This is a genomic window from Nocardia sp. NPDC050710, from assembly GCF_040654375.1.
Taxonomy (GTDB): domain Bacteria; phylum Actinomycetota; class Actinomycetes; order Mycobacteriales; family Mycobacteriaceae; genus Nocardia.
In genome coordinates this window covers 43,693-61,871 of the sequence record NZ_JBFAHV010000021.1, presented here as the reverse complement: position 1 = coordinate 61,871, position 18,179 = coordinate 43,693, and the positions used below count along the sequence as shown (strand labels likewise).

Here is an 18,179-nt window from a genome sequence, read left to right as displayed (position 1 = left end):
ACCGGCCGTCGTTTAGGCCCGGGTGTAGCCGCCGTCGGCGAAGAGTTCGGCGCCGGTGACGAACGACGAGGTGTCCGAGGCCAGGAAGAGGGCCGCCTCGGCGATCTCCTCGGCATCGGCCAGCCGCCCCAGGGGCACGACTGCCTCGGCGAACTGATCGACGTCCGGCCCCGCGGCGCCCAGCAGGCCGGGGGTCCGCGTGGGCCCCGGGCTGAGCACGTTGACCCGGAACTGACGCTCCCGCGACTGCCGAGCCCAGTTGTGTACGAGGTTGCTCACCGCCGCCTTCGAGGCGCTGTAGACCTCGAGGTGCTCGTTGGGGCGCACGCTGTTGCTCGAACCGATGACCACGACGGAGGCGCCCTTTGCCAGCAGCGGGAGCGCCTTTTGGACGGTGAAAAGGGGGCCCTTGACGTTGACGGCGAGCGTCAGGTCGACGTTCGCCTCGGTGTGGGCGCCGAGCGCCGCGTCCGCGACGATTCCCGCGTTGGCCACCAGCACGTCGATGCACCCGGCCTCCTCGCGGACTTGCGCGTAGAGCGCGTCGAGGTCGGCCAGGACCGAGACGTCGGACCGTACGCCGGTTGCCGCCGGGCCCATCTCCTTCACCGCCGCTTCGAGGCGGTCAGCGTCCCGGCCTGTCACGAAGACCCGTGCGCCCTCCTGGATGAAGCGGTGGGCGATGGCCAGCCCGATCCCGCTGGTCCCTCCGGTGACCACGGCTACCTTCTCCTGCAGTACGCCTGGCATGGACAACCCTTTCAGTTATGGAATGGATCGTCCATAATATAGCCAGTAATGGACGAACGAGTCAAGAATCAGTACGCTGACGCCATGCCGAGACCACGCGCATTCGACGAACGCCAAGTCCTGGAGCGAGCACGGGAGCAGTTCTGGGCGACGGGCTTCGCAGGGACACGGATGGACGACATCGCCCAGGCGACCGGCCTGGGCAAGGGCAGCCTGTACGGCGCCTTCGGCGACAAGGGCAAGCTGTTCCACCGTGTGTTTGGCGACTGGTGCACCGCAGTCGTCGAGGTGGCCGAAGGGCGGCTGGCAGGTGGCCCGGACGCAGAGGCCTTGGCCCGGCTGTCGGGATACGTGCACCTAATGGCGGAGAACACCGCTTCCGACACCGAGCGCCGCGGGTGCCTGTTGGCCAAGGGCGCAGCGGAACTGGCCCAGCACGATCCGACGGTCGCCGGGCGGTCGGCCGAGACCATGACGGCGCTGCTGATCCTGCTGCGGACGGAGATCAGCGCCGCCCAGCGCCACGGCGCCATCGACAGCGCCGCGGATCCGGAGCGGTTGGCGGCACTGCTGCTAACGGTGGTCCGCGGCATCGAGGCGGTAGGCAAGGCCGGCCTGGACCCGGAGACGCTGCGGAACATTGCAGACACCGCACTGGCGGTCCTGCCCATGCCCGAGGCGTAGAAACGCCTCGCAACCGGGCACAGTCCGGCCCGCGAGAACTAACTTGGTGCCATCACGGGCACGTGATCCGCCGGCTAGGCCGTGTCTCAGTAGTGGTCTGTGTTGCAAGGCGCTGGGAAGCGGCGTCCGGCCAAGGTAGCAACTGTACGTGGATACCCAACATCAGTCGTGAGCTTGCGGCCATACTCGCCGGATCCAAACGCGTCGTCACCGGCTGGCTAAACACACTCAATTCGGCATTTCAGTGCGTTGTCGATGCCGAGATAGCCTCCGCCCGTTGATGATCGGGCGGTCGGCGCAGTTTGGCCGAACCGTGTGCCACGCGGTATTACAGGACGTACGCGAGCGCGATCCGCCCGGCGATGCCGGTGAAACGTAGTACGTTGCAGCGCACGGGGGTTACCGGGTGCCCGCCGCGGGCCTCACGCCCAGCTCCTGACCTGCGACATCGACCGAACCTTTATCGAATACAACCCGGCCGTGTTACCCGTCGGTTTCGACATCTGGACTCGCCATCGCCACGATCGGCCGCATGCGACTATCGTTTGCCCCTGAACGTCTATGGCACGGAGTCAATCGCACCGTGTTCCGAGCCGTGGAAGCAGGGGGAACCGTGTCTGAAACCAACATTGAGCAATCACGGAAACTCGCGTCCGCATTGGATGAGGTGTCGGTCGCGATCGAGACCCGACCACGCCCACTGCTCCGCGTCGCACTCAGCCCAATGCGGCTACCTCTGCCCCGAGAGTTGAAGCGGACTCGGGTTGTGGTGGCGGTGCTTGCCCCTTGCTCTCGGCGATGGTGGCGGGTTGCGGTCCGTCCAAAACAACGAGCGGCGAAGCACCGCAATGGGATCCCTGTGCAGCCTTCCCCGAGTCGGCCATGCAGCAACTCGGGTTCGATTACAAGTCTCGAGTGCAATCACCCGGCAGAAAATGCGCCTGGGTGAACTCGACAACGGGCTATGCGCCGGAAGTGCAGTACCAGACGAAGGCACGCCTCGATGACTGGAAGTCGGAGACCGATGCTCTTACCGAGGTCGACATCGGCACCTACGCGGGCTACCGCTACCGCTTTGCAGGCGTCGAGCCTCGGTTCATGTGCGCTGTACGTCTCGAGACAGAGAACTCGAATGTTGTATTCAACGTAATCAACCAACTTGATGGAGAAGAAGATCCCTGCATCGTCGCCACTCATGTGGCGACCGCGCTGGTCAGCTATCTACCGCCTGCTGGATAGTGCCGCTTCCACTTAAAGCTAGATTTGGCATACTTTCCGCGTTATAGCCATCCGCCGCACTTGAGGTGGTCGGGCACCTCGTGGTTAAGCGTGTCGCGGGCGCTCTGAGCTCAGAGCCACTCGATCGCCCTGGAATCGGCATTTCAGGATGCTTGCCGACTTGGTGGTAGCCATGTGGTCGAAGACCGCTCTGGGGACATCCGTCCGCGCCGGACCCCGTGTCCCGGGTCCGCGGACCGGTGGTGGCGGTTTCCACCGCTGCCTAACCGATCGACCACGATCCGCGCTCTCGCCGCGCCGAATCGTGGGGCTGCTGTAGGGAGTAGGGAGAGGTGACATCGTTGTCTCCCTCCCGTGTGCGGGCATTTGGGGAGTGTGTAACCGACATCTCACCTCGGTGAGTCGTACCACCTCCGCACCCCCTATGGCCGGAGCTGCGCCGGACCGACAGGACCCCTCCGCCAACCGGAACATTTGTCGCCGATGTGCGCAGACCCACGAGCACGGCGCGGACACGGCGGTGCCACCGCCGTCGCCCTACGAGATGCCGCGGAGCGCGCGTGGCGGCGGCCGCTGATCGGTTGGCCGCGACCGTTTCTGGATCGTCCGCTACTGCCAGCGAGCGGGGTCCCACGACCGGACTGGAGTGTACGCAATGCATGTCGGTTACCAAGCTGGCCGCTGATCGCGCTCAGCTTCCGGAGTCTGCCGGATCTGGTCGTGACCTATGCGGTCAGTCCGCACCAGGATGCCGGGACAGGGAGGGAATTCGTCGGTCGGTGGAGCTGGCATGTGATAGCGCCGCGCATGTGGAAGCGCAACTTCGACAAGCTTCCCCTCCTCGAGCATCCAAAGGCCGAAACAATCGTCTTCCTCGTCGTGGATCAATACCTGGACGCTCTCCGGGCGCGGCCAGGGGAGAGATTCGAGGTGCGCGAAAAGTCCTGTCCGGGGGCGCATCCGCTCGAATTCGGTGGCCCAACCGATGCCGAAGGAACCAGGCCACTGACTCTCGATCGGCACGAAACGACCTCTCCAGCTGCGGCTTTCGTCTTCGTGAGTCAGTGCATCCATGACATCGTCAGCGTCCAACGCCAACACGATGACCTCCGCGAATCTGCTCATGACTCCAATCAGAGCACGTGCCGATTCTGTGCACCAACCGAATTCATAAGCGGCAACTCACATCATCTTCTGAGAACGATTGCTCACCGGCCGGACGAGAACCACGTGGTACTGAAACCGGCGGTTTGCGACGATCGTTGCTGTTGTGACCGTGCGAGATCCTGGAGGAGGGTTCGTACCCATTCTGCATCTGCTCGGCTGCGGGTGGATCGTTGGCGGGTATCTCGCGCTGTACGACACCGACGGCGACCAGTTGATGCGCGGCGCGCGCTGGCCGCGACGTTGCGCAGGCCACGCATCCGCTCGTGCCGGACCGGCCACTTTCGTTGGTGCGGGCCCGAATTCACCGGCAGCAACACGTCGCGCAGTCGGGCGAGCGCATCATCACAGGGCGTCCCTGAGGTGTTGCCAGCTGGTGATGTTCCACAGACGGACTAGACCGCTGCTCTTGTCCGCGGTGGCTAGGAAGATGCCGTCGGGACTGAAGGCGACCGCGTCGGCAGGTGTGTCCAGCTCGCCGACCGAAGACCCTGTTATCGGGTTCCATAGTCGTACACCGGCATCGGACCAGACGTGGCGTCTAGCAGTGGCTAGAAGGTGGCCGTCAGGGTGGAAGGCGACCGCGTCGGCGCCGCGGTCGAGGCGGCGGACCTGCTCACCCTCGAGGTCCGACAACCACACCTCTGTGTTGCAAACGGCGGCAAGGAGTCTGCCGTGAGGGCTGACGGCGAAGCTTCGGACGGGTGACTCTCGTTCGATGTGCAGATCGCGGACGTGCTGGCCAGTGACCGGGTTCCACAGCTGGACAGTCGGATTCCACTCCCGCATCCAATAGTTGTCGACGGTCATGGTGCTGGTTGCCAGCATCTGATTGTCCGAACCGACCGCGAGGGTCACGACCCGCTCGTTGTGGCCGACAACAGCCTCACCAGGGTCGGGTGCACCATCGCCCAGGACGAGCAAGCGGTCGCCGGTGGTGGTGTCCCACAGGGTACCGCCAGCGGCGAGCGTGCCGTCAGCGAGGAAAGCGAGGCCTTCGACGGGGTGGCTGATTGTGCCTATGTCGCGCAGGTGCTCGCCGGTGGCCGCGTTCCATATCCGTATTCCACCCCAACCGTTCCCGGCCAGCACCGTGCTGTCGTTGCTGAACGCGATGGCGCTGGTGGGGCCGGGTGTGCGGAGGGTGTGCACGTGGTCGCCGGTCTCGAGGTTCCACACAACGATCGTGCGGTGGCCGTCACAGGTGGCGAGCATTGTTCCGTCCGGGCTGAACGTGACCGCTCGCAGGTCAGCGGCGCAGTGGTCGAGTGCTCGCAGTTCCCGTGCGGGTTGCTCACGGCGCAGCACCATGTCCAGCATCTCGCTGGCGGCGTGGTCGCCCCCAGCGGTCAACGATTGGAGGTCGGCAACCGCTTCTTCGTAGCGTCCTTGTGCCAGCAGCAGCCCGGCCCGCGTCCGCCGGCCCACCGGGTGGGCGATGGTGCCCAGCAAGTCGATGGCTTCATCACGCAGGTGGATTCGGCCAGCGCGCCAGTCGCTCGCGATGTTCACCAAAGTTTTTTCGAGGTTGTCGTAGTACGCATGACCCGGATCGATATCGGTGAGTAGGTCGACGGCAGTGGCAAGGCGGGCGTCCCTCCAGAACCTGATGACCGTGTACTCGAGTTCCATTGTGGCGGCGCGGTTTCCGGTGACAGCCAGCTGCCGAAGCAGATCGATGCGGCCTTGGCTCGCCAGCCAGCCGGACACGTTGGCGGTTCGGTCGGGCACGGGCAGCCTCTGCAGCTGCGCAATGGCTTCCTCCACACGACCCTGCCCGGCGAGCAGGCGGGATAGCCGCCTGCAAGCGCCCGCGTTCCCGGTTTCGGCCAAAGGTTGCATCTGGTCGATGGCCTCGTCGACCCGGCCGTGGCGTACCAACCAGTCCGCCAGCGCGCGGCGGGCATACCGATCTCCACCAGCCACCCGCGCCTCCACCTCGCTGATCCGGTCTGCCCGGACCAGAGTGACAGCCAACTGGCGGCACCCCTGCGGGTCCCCGGTGTCGGCCAGTTGTCGCAATTCTTCGAGACGGCCCATTCTCGCAAGGCGGATCGCTGCTTGGCGCCGGACAGGGGCGGGGCCTGGCGCTGATGCTGACGAGATCGGAGTAAACGGGTCCATGTCAAAGTCCTAGCACGCATGCCTGACCATGGACCGCGGCGTTATTTCCACCACGGCCGTCACCGTGGAGTTCGGACGACGCCACAGCCGCATCGAAGTTCTCGCGGACCGCATTTGAGGAGTGTGCAACCGAGATCTCGCCCCAGCGAGTTGTACCCCCTCCACACTCCGTATAGCTGAACACCGGCCCGCGTCGGCACAACCACAAAGCAGTCTCTATGGATTATGTTATATTTATGATACTTGACAGATCGTGTTGATTCACGGTCCGCGGGTTCGACCTGCCGCCGGGTGGCCCGCGAGTCGTTATCGGAGGAGTGGTGGGATGGCGCGGCAGAGGGACACGCGGTCGCGAATGGTCCACAGTGCGGTCGAGGTGCTGCGTGAGCGTGGTGTCGGTGGGGTGACTATCGATGCGGTGCTGGCCAGGAGCGGGGCACCGCGGGGTTCGGTCTATCATCACTTTCCCGGCGGGCGCGCCGAGATCGTTTCCGAGGCATTGAAGTTCGCTGGTGACGCGATCGGGGAGATCGTCGATCGCGGTGCTGTCGACGGCTACTCCGAGGCATTGCGCCAGTTCGTCGATCTGTGGCGAAACATCCTCGAGGGCAGCGACTATTCCGCGGGCTGCCCGGTGGTGGCGGTGGCTGTCGGCCCGGTCGAGGAGAGTCCCGAGCTGTTCGCCGACGCCGCCTCGATCTTCGAGCGGTGGCGTACGACGCTGGCGACCGGTATCGCCCGGGAAGGGCTGTCTTCCACGACAGCTCAGCACCTGGCCACGATGTCGATCGCTGCGGTGGAGGGCGCGGTCATCCTGTGCCGGGCGCAGCGCAGTAGTGAACCTCTCGACGAGGTTGTCCAACAGCTCGAGGTGCTCTTCGACAGTCAGCGGCTGCTCGCTCGGATGACGCGCTAGCTATCGCGATCGTGTCCAGCCTGGTGCAGGGCAAGACGACGCCCCGGTCCGTCGTCCGGGCCGGGGCGTGACACCTTCTGGTCAGTGGCCGGTGAAGACTGCCTTGCGTCGTTCGACGAAGGACTGGATGCCTTCGGCTCCGTCCGCGGTGGCGAACAGCTTCACCACGTCGGGCACCAGTTCGCTGGCGGCGGCGCGGTTGCCTTCGTCGCGGGCGCGGTGGGCCGAGGCGAGCAAGGTCCGCACACCCAGCGGCGCCGAGGACTCCGCGATGCTGTTCGCGATCTCGACGGCGCGCTCGACGGCGGCGGGGCCGTCGGCGGCGATCTCTTGGACCAGCCCGATGCGGTGTGCTTCGTGGGCGTCGAACTCCTCGCCGGTCAGGATCCAGCGCATGGCGTTGCCCCAGCCGCTTTCACGCCAGAAACGCAAGGTCGCGCCCCCGAAGGGGTAGATGCCCCGCCGGATCTCGAGTTGGGAGAAGCGGGTCGTCTCCGCGGCGACGCGGATGTCTGCGGCCAGCAGCAGTTCGATGCCCAGCGTCATGCACCAGCCCTGGGCGGCGGCCACGATCGGCTTGGTCCAGTTGTAGTCCAGCCGCCACGGGTCGAGACCGTCGTCGGGGTAGGTGGTCTGCCCGCTGGCCAGCGCGGCACCGACGTCGAGCATGTCGAGTCCGCCAGTGAAGTGGTCGCCGTGTCCGAACAGGACACCGGCGCGCAGATCTTCGTCGGATTCCAGCAGCGCGTAGGCGCGCGACAGGTCGGCGAGCATCTCGGTGGTGAACGCGTTGCGCTTGTCGGGCCGGTTCAGGCCGATGAGTAGCAGGTGCCCGTTGCGTTCGACGGTGACGGTGGGCGAGTCGGTCATGTGGGTCCTTCGAGGTGATGGTGTTGTGGCGGCAGCTCAGCGCAGGGTGCTGATGCCGCCGTCGACGGGGATGATCGCGCCGGTGATGTAGGCGCTGGCGCGGCTGGCGAGGAAGACCGACAGGCCGGCGATGTCGTCGGGGTTGCCGATCCGCTCGAGCGGCAGGTGCTGCCCGACAGCCTCGGCGCCCGCGGTCAGCAGCGTCGCGGTCATCTTCGACTCGAACAGCCCCGGCGCGATGGCGTTGACCAGCACGTCGGGTGCGAATTCGGCGGCCAGGTGCCGGGTGAGCATGTGCACCGCGGCCTTGCTGGCGCTGTAGGAGAAGTTGTTCATCCCGGGCATCGGCGGCCGGATGCCGTCCACGCTGCCGGTGTTGACGACCCGGGCGGGGTCACCGGGAGCCGATCCGGCGCGCAGCAGCGGCAACAACGCCCGGGTCAGGAAGAACACCGCCTTGACGTTGACCGAGTAGACCTTGTCGAACCCGGATTCGGGGAACTGCTCGACCGAGGCTCCCCAGTTGGCGCCGGCGTTGTTGAACAGCGCGTGCACCGCGGTCTCGTTGCTGGCGAGCTCCGCTGCGAGTTCCTCGATCCCCTCCGTAGTGCTCAGGTCGGCCGAGATGGTCTCGACCTGCCCGAGCGGTGCCAGTTCCTCCTGGGCCGCGCGCAGCTCCGCGCTCTTGCGGCTGACGAGGTAGACCTTCTTCGCGCCGGCCCGCAGCAGGCCGCGGCCGATCATCACCCCGATCCCGCGGCCACCTCCGGTGACCACGGCCACCTTGCCGTCCAAGTCGAAGAGCTGCGTGCCCATCCCAACCACCTCCTGGATCCGATCCGGATCGTCGTTTCGCCGCCGGGACGCGCAGCGCCCGGCCTGATGCGGCCAGCGAACCACAAGAACCATGTTCTATGCAATAAAGCATAGTCTCGCTTTCGATGAGAACACCACCCCGAGGCGCCGGCCGTTTCTGAAAAGTCCCAGTAATTGCGGCATCTCGACCATTTCCTCATCGCACGTACGGCAGCCATCCGGCGGGTAGCCAACAGCGTCAATCCATGGCACTATGCAATCTGTCATATCATTGAGAATGCTCGCTACAGGCGGGGAAGGATGGGATTGATGGTGACCGCGGAGACCGTGGACAGAGGCAGTTCCCTGTTCGCGCTGCCCTCGGCAGTGGCAGAGGCCGGAGTGTGGGCGCACGATTTCGCCGTGAAGTACGTTCGGCCCGCGGCGGCGGAGTACGACGAGCGGGAGGAAACCCCGTGGCCGGTGTTGCAGGACGCGGCGCGGGCGGGTCTCTACACCCCCGAGTTCGCGGCGATGGCGCCCCAGGATCCGTCCGGGCTGATGATGGCGGTGGTCTTCGAGGAGATCTACTGGGGCGACGGCGGAATGGGCCAGGCACTGCTCGGTACGTTCCTGCCCGCGGCGGCGTTGTTCGGGGCGGGCACGCCCGAACAGATACGCACCTGGCTGCCGGCGTTCTTCGGCACCGCGGACGAGCCCGCGGTCGCCGCTCTGTGTGCCAGCGAGCCCGACGCGGGCAGCGACGCCGCGGCGATCCGCACTCGCGCCGAGTTCGACGAACGCTCCAACGAGTGGGTGCTCAATGGTGTCAAGACCTGGGCCACCAACGGCGGCATCGCCGGCGTGCACGTCGTTTCCGCCTCGGTCGACCGTGAACTCGGCGCCCGCGGTCACGCGTTGTTCCTCGTGCCGCCGGGCACCAAGGGCCTGAGCCAGGGCCAGAAGTTCCGCAAGCACGGACTGCGGGCCTCCCACACTGCCGAGGTAGTCCTCGACGACGTACGGATCCCGGCCGATCTGGTGCTGGGCGGCAAGGGCAAGCTCGACGAACGCCTGGCCATCGCCCGCGAGGGTCGCCGGGTGCGGGTCCCTGCGGCGATGGCCGCGTTCGAGATGACCCGTCCGGCCGTGGCCGCGGCGGCGATCGGTGTCGCGCGCGCCGCCTACGAGTACACCCTCGAGTACGCCAAGACCCGGCGCCAGTTCGGCCGCGCGATCATCGAGAACCAGGCGATCGCGTTCATGCTCGCCGACATGGCCACCGACATCGATGCCGCGCGCCTGCTCGCGTGGCGGGCCTCGAACATGTTCGCCCAGGGCAAGCCGCTGGCCAGGGCCGAGGGCAGCATGGCGAAGCTGCGGGCCGGTGAGGTCGCGGTCCGGGTGACCGACCAGTGCGTACACATCCTGGGCGGCAACGGCTTCACCCGCGACTACCCGGTGGAACGCTGGGCCCGCGACGCGAAGATTTTCACCATCTACGAAGGCACCAACGAGATCCAGCGGATCCTCATCAGCCGCGCGATCACCGGCCTGCGCATCGAGTAGCCGACGCGGCGGCTCGCAACGCCTGGCGCGCCGGCATCGAACGGCAAAGTCCGACACGGCGTCCCCCGCGTCGGACCGTACCTTCCGGGCGGGCCACCGTTCCGGTTCCGGCCCGCACGGCCCGCTGCCGAATTCCGGCTCCGGACGTGCGGCCCGCACCGCGCCTGCTCCACCACCACGACGAGAAGGAGACCCTCCCGTTGTCCACCGAGGCCCCCGCAGATCCTCTCACCGCGGCGCCGCCGTATGTCCTCGCCGCCAAACCGGCAGCAGCCCAGTCCTACCGCGGGCGGTACCGCGTCAGGACCTCCGATGTCGACGAGTCGATGCGGCTGCGGCTCGACGGGGTGGCACGGTTGGTGCAGAACGTGTCCGAGGACATGATCGCGGACTCGTCGTTCTTCGACTCCGACCCCTTCTGGGTTCTGCGACGCACCATCATCGACGTCATCGACCCGGTGAGCTGGCCCGGCACCGTCGAGGTGCAACGCTGGTGCACCGCGACCTCGACCCGGTGGGTGAACATGCGCCAGAGCCTGCACGCCACCCACGAACAATCACCGTTCAACCGCCGTCACCGCCTCCCGGGCCACATCGAAACCGAGTCGTTCTGCATCAAGATCGACGCCTCGGCTCAGCTGTCGCGGATCTCCGACGCAGCACTCGAGGCGCTCGGGCGCCACGCACACGACACCAGACTGCGCTGGATCGCGCTCAACACCGAGCCCCTTCCCCGAACAAACGGGACCGACACACAGTTCCAGCCCCGCGCCAGCGACATCGACCCGTTCGGCCACGTCAACAACACGATCTACTGGCAGGTCGTCGAAGACGAACTGACCACACACCCGGCCCTCACCTCGGCCCCGCACCGCGCGGTCGTGGAGTTCCTCAAACCGATCGAGCCCGGCACGCAACTCGGTATACGTACACGGCACACCGACGATCGCCTGGCCATCTGGCTGCTGCTCGATGACAACATCGTGGCTGCCACTGCCACGGTGCGGCCACTGACGGTGTAGCCGGTCCCATGAACATGCCCGCCTCGACATCGCCCAGCTCGCCGTGTCGCCGGTCGACATGCCGTACTGATCTGTTCAATCGGTCGGTGCGCCGTGAATGACGATCACCCAGCGCAGGCCCATGAAGTTCGGCCGCCGGGTTCAGGTTGGGGGGAGATCGGCGGCAACGATTCCGCCGCCGATGACCCTTGTCCGCACGAGCCCACTCAGTGCGGGTGCGAACCGCGTTGCCCGGCAGATGGTCACGAAATACCTTCTCGATCATGGGAGCGATCAGCGGTTGGTGCGCCGGATCCGATTGGTCCTTCGGCGAGCAGAATTCGGTGCGCCTGCTGGGCGGCGGATATCCGTACGGCGTCTTGCGATTCGCCGCCGAGCGGCTTCTCGAGCCCATGAACGAGCACCGCCACCGCGTCATACAGTGCGCGGAGCCGGTTTTCGAATTCATCGAAACGAGACAATTCCGGTTGCGTGACAGCAGCCACCGTCAACGTTCCGGAGAGTTGGGTGCCCATGAGAACGCGGCGCAGATCGTCCGGCAGCAGTGTGAACACGTGGTCGAGCTGTCCGGGGGAGAACAAGTCGGCGAGCGTATCGGTCACCCCGCCGGCGAGCGCGACAACCTCGTCGCGTTCCACGCCTGCCTCGTCGGCGAACTGGGTGAGGAACGAGGGCACATCGTGCGAAACGGGGACGTGAGCGGGAACCCAGCCCTCGTAGAAGATCCCGCGCAGCAGCTCGGGTAGCTGGGCGCTCAGGTGTGCGGCCGCGTTGACACCGATGCGGTCACGCACCGTATGCAGCCAAGCTCGCAGGACACGGTGCGCGAAAGCCCGGTCCTCGGTGGCGAGTCCTTCGGCGATGGCATGCAGCCACTCGTGTGCGGTGTGGACCGCGGATGCGAGGGGGTCGCGGTGATAGCTCATTGGGTGCACCTTTCACGGGGTGGATCGTGGTGGAGGGAGCCTTCGGCAGTCGGCGACACGGGGCGATGGTGTGCGTCCACGTGCGGACCGCGGCCCAGTCACGCAGATCCCCGTAGCGGCCCCCGCCTAGCAGCCAGGTTTTGTCTGGTCCATATCGGAAAGCCTGCTCGCATGCGGCCCTCGCCCACAAGCCCACTACCCCGTATCCGGGACCAACGGCTCTCGGCTCGGCGACGATCGGACCTTCCGCCACGCTTCGTCGAAGCCCACGCTGGAAAGATCCGTGAGGAGGTCTGCGATGTTGTTCGACGATCGCCGTGACGCCGGATGTCGGCTGGCGGAGCGGCTGGAATATCTCCGGGACGAAGATGCCGTCGTGGTCGGCCTGCCAAGAGGCGGTGTTCCCGTCGCCTACGAGGTCGCGCGGGCGCTGGATGCGCCGCTGGATGTGATCGTTGTACGCAAACTCGGTGTCCCGTATCAGCCGGAGCTCGCTTTCGGTGCGATCGGCGAGGACGACGTCCGGGTGATCAACGACGCTGTAGTCGCGTACGCACAACTGACCAGCGAGGCTATGGCGAAGGTGGAGCGCCGCGAACGCGATGAACTCGCGGGGCGGGTCGAGCGGCTGCGGCGTGTGCATCCGCGTGTCCCGCTGTCGGGGCGCACGGTGGTCGTCGTCGACGACGGTATCGCCACAGGCGCGACCGCCCGTGCCGCCTGCCAGGTGGTGTGGGCACATGGTGCACAGCGCGTCGTGCTGGCGGTTCCGGTGGCGCCTCGTGACACGCTGGCGATGCTGGTAGGCGAAGCTGACGAGGTGGTTTGTCTGGAGGTGCCCACGTGGTTCGGCGCCGTCGGCAGCTGGTATCTCCGTTTCGGCCAGGTCTCCGACGCCGAGGTCACCGAGCTGCTACGCCGGGCCGGAGATCCGCCGCAGCCACAGGAGCCTCGAGCGGGGGATCCACCGGTGCGCGACGACGAGGCGCGGATTCAGGCCGGAGATACTGGGCAGCCGCGGCGCGCGCACCCGCCCTGCTGATCGTGGGTAGGCACGGCACGGTCCGTAACCGTTGGGCCGATCGTCCTCGGATTTGGGTGCCTTCGGCACTGTCGGCTGCGGGGATGCCCGAGCGATCGTGATGTCATGTCCAAAACCTCGAAGCTTTCGGCACCCGAACGGCGGCACATCGCCGAACGCACCCTGGACGCAACGGTGGGGCATGCGGAGGTGGTGCTCGTCCAGGTGCGGTGCGGACGAGGCCATCGGGTGGCGGCCGTCATCGAAACTCCGGCGGGGCCGGTGTTCCGCTCGGTGATCGGTCTGCGTGCTCACGGTGATCGCGACTTCGTCGATACCGGGCACGGCGCCCACCACCACGGCTCTCGCTACGCCGACCTGCTGGCGGCCGACGACATCGTCGACGATGCGGTACCTGCCTCCTGCGAATGTGGCTCGCACACGCTGTCGCGGACACGGCTCGAGCAGGCGATCGCCGACCGGGAGCGCACGATCCAGTTGCGCTGAGCACGGCACCGGGTCCTGGGCGAAGAGACACGAACTATTCCCCGGCGGATGAACGCTTCAGGATGCTCTCGAGCGCCGCCGTGACGCGGGTGCGGGTCTCCTGCGCAATCGGTCGGAGCGTGGGCCGTCCGGTCTGGCGGACCAGCAGATCCGGATCCACAGCCTCGACCAGGGTGGCCTCGCCGTCGGCGCGCACCACCACATTGCAGGGGAGTAGGAGGCCGATGCACCGATCCACCTCCAGCGCTCGATGCGCAAGACGCGGGCTGCAGGCCCCCAGGATGACGTAGTCCTCCAGCTCTACGCCGAGCTCCGTCCACAGGGTTGCACGCATATCGATTTCGGTGAGGACGCCGAAACCCTGTTCGGCCAATGCGTTTCGCACCGCCGCGACGGTGTCGGCGAACGGGGCGCGGATTCGCACAGCAAGTTCGGCGGGAGCGACGGGGATGCGGATCTCAGTGCGCAGGTCGTGCGGGTGGACCGCCTCGTCCGGCGCGACGAGATACACCTCGGTAGGTGGCCCGGCGGGCTGGTATTCCGACGTGCGCAACCAATCGTCCAGCGCGCGGTAGGCGTCGCCGATGCTCTGGTAGTGGCCGTGATGAACGGTCCGCGCAGAGAGGCCCGGCTCGGTTCGGCGCACCGTAACCTCTTCGGTTGCGTCATCGAGCGGCCCGGCGATGACCGGCAGGCCGAAGATGACATCGGTTGACGTGCCAAGGCCGAACTCGCCCAGATAGGTGGTCGACGGAGGCCCGGCGGGGGCCATTCGGGTGATCGTGGCCAATTCGTACAGCGCCCGCATCCCGGCGACGATATCGTCCCCGGCATGGTCGGCGTGCACGCTGCGGTGCAGCTCGAGCACGGTATGTGGGGTCGATTCGACGACCGTGACATGGTGGGTCATGGCTGTTCCCGTGGTGTCGAACCGTGGTATGTGATCCGGTCGAGTTCGGTGCGGGAGAGCCGATCTGCCCAGGTGCGGGCGCACTCCACTTCGCCCGCGACGAGCGGACCGAGCATGCCACCGACGAAGAAGTCCACCGGGCTGTCGGCGAGCTCGTAGCCCAGGTGGCGCAACCGTTTTGCCGCACCGCGGGCGGCCGACCCCGGCAGCCAGGTGGGCGTGGCGGCCTTGGTGCCGAAGGCCACGGCCCTGGTGCCGGGCGGCACGGGGGAGGCGTGGTCCAGCCATTCGCGAATGCCGACGTCCACCGCGACGGGGGCCTGTGTCCGATCGGCGGCATCGCGGCGGGTGCGGGTCCGGCTGAGCCCGAAGACGTGCGTCGGACCGCCGACTACCAATAGGTCGACCGGCGGGGCGGGTTGCTCCGCGGCGGCGGCCACCTTCAGCAGCTCCACAGTGCAGTGCGTGCCCAGACCCTCGGCGATGGCCTCGGCGATGGCCTCGGTATTGCCGAACATCGATTCGTAGACGACCTGTGCCCGCATGTCGGTCTCCTCTGCGCAAGCTACCCCGCGGAACCTATGGATAGGACGCTACGATCGGGCCGAGGTGACCCACAGTGCCGAACCGACATTCGTCGAGGGACTTTCGGCCATTGGTCCAGCACCGGTGCGTCCCGGGTACGAATGTGAACAGCGACGGTCGTAAGGGCGGTGGGCAGGTCGGCGAGTTCGTACCGGGCGGTGGACCCGACCCGACCCGACTCGATCCCGCACGGTGTGCAGCCAGGCTCGGATGGCGCGATATGCGCGATCGAAGATGCCGAGATCATCGGTGACGGAGCGCAGCCACACGTGAGCGGTGTGGATGGTGGGTGCGAGCGGGTCATTGCGGTGCGATATGGGCGGACCAGGTGCGGATCCCGGCCCAGTCGCGCAGGTCCCCCATAGTGGCCGCCGCCCATGAGCCCGGTACACCGTCCGGGACTTCCACTTCGGTACACGGCTGTGGAGGAGGATGGAACCATGGCGAATGACCTCGCGATTTCGGTTGCCGGACTGACGAAGTCTTTTGGCCGTACCAGGGCCCTGGACGGGCTGGATTTGCGCGTGCGCACCGGCGAGGTACATGGTTTTCTCGGCCCGAACGGTTCCGGGAAGACGACGACAATTCGGGTGTTACTCGGACTGCTCCGTCCCGACAGCGGCCGGACCCGCATGCTCGGCGCCGACCCCTGGGCCGACGCCGTCGCGCTGCACGCCCGGTTGGCTTACGTGCCCGGTGAAGTGACACTGTGGCCCGGCATCACCGGCGGCGAGATCATCGATCTGATGGGTAGGCTGCGCGGCGGCATCGATCAGCGCAGGCGCGCCGAACTGCTCGAACGGTTCGATCTCGACCCGCGGAAGAAGGCGCGCGCCTACTCGAAGGGTAACCGGCAGAAGGTCGCCCTGGTCGCGGCGCTGGCCTCGGATGCGGAGCTGCTGTTACTCGACGAACCGACCGTCGGACTCGATCCGCTGATGGAATCGGAATTCCAATGCTGTGTCCGGGAATTGGTCGAACAGGGTCGCACGGTGCTGCTGTCCAGCCACATCCTCGCCGAGGTCGAGGCGCTGTGCGATCGGGTGAGCATCATCCGGCACGGTCGCACGGTGGAGAGCGGCACGCTCGGCGAACTGCGCCACCTGACCAGGACCACCGTTGCAGTCGAAACCCTGTGTCCCGCAGCGGAATTGGAGACGATCACGGGCGTACACGACCTGATCCTGGACGGCACCCGCGCGCGATTCGATGTCGACACAGCACAATTGGACGTGGTGTTGCGTGCGCTCACCGAAGTCGGCGTGCGCAGCCTCACGAGCACTCCACCGACACTGGAAGACATCTTCCTGCGCCACTACGGCCCCGAAGCGACGTCCACTTTCGGAGCGACGTCGTGATAGTCCTGCGGACCGGCGTGACCGACGGTGCGACCGGTGCGGGCGCACTGTTGCGTTTCGCGCTGCGGCGGGAACGTTTCACGCTGCCGTGGTGGCTTCTCGGGCTCGGATTGCTGCTGGCCTTCCAGTCGGTGGCCAGCCAGCGCTTCTACGACACCGCGGCCAAGTTGGCGCAGCTGCGCGCCACCGTGGGCGCGAACGCGGCGGCGGTCGCGATGAGCGGGCCGACGCTGCTGCTGGACACCATCGGCGGCGAGATCGTGTTCGAAATCTTCGCGTACCTGGCGATTGTGGTCGCGCTGATGAATATGTTCCTGATCGGCCGACATACCCGCTCCGATGAGGAGACGGGACGCGCGGAACTGATCCGTTCCGCTCGGGTCGGCCGCCGGGCGCCCGCGGCGGCGGCGCTGACACTGGCCGGGTTGGCCGATGCCGCGGTGGTGCCGGTGGTATCCGGCGTGGCCATCGGGACCGGGTTGCCAGTCGGCGGTTCGCTGTTGCTCGGCGTCGCGGTCGCCGGGGTCGGGTTCTCCTTCGCCGCGGTGACCACGATGGCTGCCCAGATCTTCGAAAACCCGCGCAGCGTCTACGGTTCGGTCACCCTGGCCATTGCCGCCGCGTACGTCGTGCGGGCGGTCGGCGACGTCGGCACCGGGGCGCTGTCGTGGCTATCGCCCATCGGCTGGGGCCAGCGCACGTATCCGTTCGTGGCGGACCGATGGTGGCCGGTGCTGTTGTTCGGCGCGGCCTCGGCGGTATTTGTCGTCATCGCCTTCGCGCTGCTCGAACGGCGTGATTTCGGCGCGGGACTACTGACCTACGGATCCGGGCGGGCGCACGCGTCGTGGGCGCTCGGCTCACCCCTGGGGCTGGTGTGGCGGTTACAGCGCGGATCGTTTGCCGCCTGGTGTTTCGGCGTTTTCGGGCTCGGCGCGGCCTACGGCTCCTTCGCCGAGAGCATCGAACAATATCTGGCCGACAACCCCGAGATCGCCGCATGGATACCCGGCGGCGCCGAGGACGTGGTGGCTTCGTATCTTGCGCTGGCCGTTTCGATCACTGCGCTGCTCGCGGCCGCCTACGGGATCACCAGTGTGCTGCGCGCGCGAGCGGAGGAAACCGCGGGTCGCGCCGAGGCGCTGCTGGCCCCTCCGGTGAGCCGCACGACGTGGCTTGCGAGTCAGGTGACCATGGCACTGGCCGGTAGTGCCGCGGTGTCGGCGGTGGGCGGGGTCGGTGTCGGTCTGGCACATAGTCTGGCGGTCGGTGATCCGACCCAACTGCCGAGGATGATCGGGGCCGCATTCGGGTATGTACCCGCCGTGTGGCTGGTTGTCGCGGTCGCCGCCGTCGGATTCGGCAGGGTACCTGGGATCGTGGCACCGCTGGCCTGGACGGCCTTCAGCTACTGCGCCGTGGCCCTGATGTTCACCGATTCCTTCGACCTGCCCGCGTGGTTCGACGCCGCGTCCCCCTTCGCGCACACGCCGCGGTTGCCGCTCGAAGACCTCACGGCCGCACCGATTCTCACCATGCTCGCAATCCTCGCCGCGGCTCTGTTGGCCGCATTCACCGGGTTCCGCCGTCGAGACGTGGGCTACTGATCGGCCCGACTGGACGATCCGACCGCGTCGCATCCGAGCCGAGCTGTGAGGACTTACGTCCCTGGTTGATAGGCCGCCCGGCTCTGTGCTGGGACGGGTCGAGCCACGAATAGTGAGGTGCGCGGCCACCGG

16 protein-coding genes and 1 pseudogene are annotated in these 18,179 nt (G+C 66.8%); 9 read left to right on the top strand and 8 right to left on the bottom strand.

Annotated features, from left to right (window positions below; translation table 11 throughout):
* Positions 1-12: 12 nt before the first annotated feature.
* Positions 13-750 (bottom strand): SDR family oxidoreductase, encoded by a 738-nt coding sequence (locus AB0H61_RS29000; RefSeq protein WP_357310608.1) that lies wholly within the window; start codon positions 748-750, stop codon positions 13-15.
* A gap of 48 nt (positions 751-798) precedes the next feature.
* Here AB0H61_RS29000 and AB0H61_RS28995 point away from each other — a divergent pair, with 48 nt between their 5' ends.
* Positions 799-1,434 (top strand): TetR/AcrR family transcriptional regulator, encoded by a 636-nt coding sequence (locus tag AB0H61_RS28995; protein ID WP_357310606.1) that lies wholly within the window; start codon positions 799-801, stop codon positions 1,432-1,434.
* A gap of 786 nt (positions 1,435-2,220) precedes the next feature.
* On the top strand, positions 2,221-2,673 hold the full coding sequence (locus tag AB0H61_RS28990; protein ID WP_357310604.1) for a DUF3558 family protein: 453 nt from the start codon (positions 2,221-2,223) through the stop codon (positions 2,671-2,673).
* Positions 2,674-3,339: 666 nt separating this feature from the next.
* Here AB0H61_RS28990 and AB0H61_RS28985 read toward each other — a convergent pair.
* Positions 3,340-3,798: a hypothetical protein gene (locus AB0H61_RS28985; RefSeq protein WP_357310602.1), complete on the bottom strand. Its 459-nt coding sequence runs from the start codon at positions 3,796-3,798 to the stop codon at positions 3,340-3,342.
* Positions 3,799-4,182: 384 nt separating this feature from the next.
* The gene (locus AB0H61_RS28980; RefSeq protein ID WP_357310600.1) at positions 4,183-5,814 is read right to left on the bottom strand and encodes a hypothetical protein; all 1,632 of its coding nucleotides are present in this window, start codon (positions 5,812-5,814) and stop codon (positions 4,183-4,185) included.
* A gap of 472 nt (positions 5,815-6,286) precedes the next feature.
* Between AB0H61_RS28980 and AB0H61_RS28975 the strand changes: the two genes are divergently transcribed.
* On the top strand, positions 6,287-6,877 hold the full coding sequence (locus AB0H61_RS28975; RefSeq protein ID WP_357310599.1) for a TetR/AcrR family transcriptional regulator: 591 nt from the start codon (positions 6,287-6,289) through the stop codon (positions 6,875-6,877).
* 81 nt (positions 6,878-6,958) lie between these two features.
* On the opposite strand, the gene AB0H61_RS28970 is transcribed toward AB0H61_RS28975, so the two are convergent.
* Together AB0H61_RS28970 and AB0H61_RS28965 are read right to left on the bottom strand one after the other, a co-directional pair.
* Positions 6,959-7,747 carry a crotonase/enoyl-CoA hydratase family protein gene (locus tag AB0H61_RS28970; protein WP_357310597.1) on the bottom strand — a complete coding sequence of 263 codons (789 nt, stop codon included), beginning with the start codon at positions 7,745-7,747 and terminating at the stop codon, positions 6,959-6,961.
* A gap of 36 nt (positions 7,748-7,783) precedes the next feature.
* A complete protein-coding gene (locus AB0H61_RS28965) occupies positions 7,784-8,563 on the bottom strand; it encodes an SDR family oxidoreductase (RefSeq protein ID WP_357310595.1) in 780 nt (259 codons plus the stop codon).
* Between the two features lie 309 nt (positions 8,564-8,872).
* Between AB0H61_RS28965 and AB0H61_RS28960 the strand changes: the two genes are divergently transcribed.
* Both AB0H61_RS28960 and AB0H61_RS28955 read left to right on the top strand, forming a co-directional pair.
* On the top strand, positions 8,873-10,111 hold the full coding sequence (locus tag AB0H61_RS28960) for an acyl-CoA dehydrogenase family protein (protein WP_357310593.1): 1,239 nt from the start codon (positions 8,873-8,875) through the stop codon (positions 10,109-10,111).
* Positions 10,112-10,311: 200 nt separating this feature from the next.
* A complete protein-coding gene (locus AB0H61_RS28955) occupies positions 10,312-11,133 on the top strand; it encodes an acyl-ACP thioesterase domain-containing protein (protein WP_357310590.1) in 822 nt (273 codons plus the stop codon).
* Between the two features lie 242 nt (positions 11,134-11,375).
* Here the strand turns inward: AB0H61_RS28955 and AB0H61_RS28950 are convergent, their stop codons facing one another.
* A complete protein-coding gene (locus tag AB0H61_RS28950; protein ID WP_357310588.1) occupies positions 11,376-12,059 on the bottom strand; it encodes a DUF2267 domain-containing protein in 684 nt (227 codons plus the stop codon).
* Positions 12,060-12,357: 298 nt separating this feature from the next.
* Here AB0H61_RS28950 and AB0H61_RS28945 point away from each other — a divergent pair.
* Positions 12,358-13,062 (top strand): annotated as a pseudogene (locus AB0H61_RS28945) (phosphoribosyltransferase); the annotation flags it as partial.
* A 144-nt stretch (positions 13,063-13,206) separates the two neighbouring features.
* Positions 13,207-13,587 carry a hypothetical protein gene (locus AB0H61_RS28940; RefSeq protein ID WP_357310586.1) on the top strand — a complete coding sequence of 127 codons (381 nt, stop codon included), beginning with the start codon at positions 13,207-13,209 and terminating at the stop codon, positions 13,585-13,587.
* Positions 13,588-13,621: 34 nt separating this feature from the next.
* Here the strand turns inward: AB0H61_RS28940 and AB0H61_RS28935 are convergent, their stop codons facing one another.
* Entirely contained in the window at positions 13,622-14,497 is an 876-nt protein-coding gene (locus AB0H61_RS28935) for a DUF302 domain-containing protein (protein ID WP_357310584.1), read from the bottom strand.
* A complete protein-coding gene (locus AB0H61_RS28930; protein WP_357310582.1) occupies positions 14,494-15,042 on the bottom strand; it encodes a flavodoxin domain-containing protein in 549 nt (182 codons plus the stop codon). The genes AB0H61_RS28935 and AB0H61_RS28930 overlap by 4 nt, the downstream gene beginning before the upstream one ends.
* Before the next feature lie 480 nt (positions 15,043-15,522).
* Here AB0H61_RS28930 and AB0H61_RS28925 point away from each other — a divergent pair, with 480 nt between their 5' ends.
* Together AB0H61_RS28925 and AB0H61_RS28920 are read left to right on the top strand one after the other, a co-directional pair.
* A complete protein-coding gene (locus AB0H61_RS28925; RefSeq protein WP_357310580.1) occupies positions 15,523-16,440 on the top strand; it encodes an ABC transporter ATP-binding protein in 918 nt (305 codons plus the stop codon).
* Positions 16,437-18,047 (top strand): ABC transporter permease, encoded by a 1,611-nt coding sequence (locus tag AB0H61_RS28920; RefSeq protein ID WP_357310578.1) that lies wholly within the window; start codon positions 16,437-16,439, stop codon positions 18,045-18,047. Before AB0H61_RS28925 ends, AB0H61_RS28920 begins: the two co-directional genes overlap by 4 nt.
* Positions 18,048-18,179: the final 132 nt, after the last annotated feature.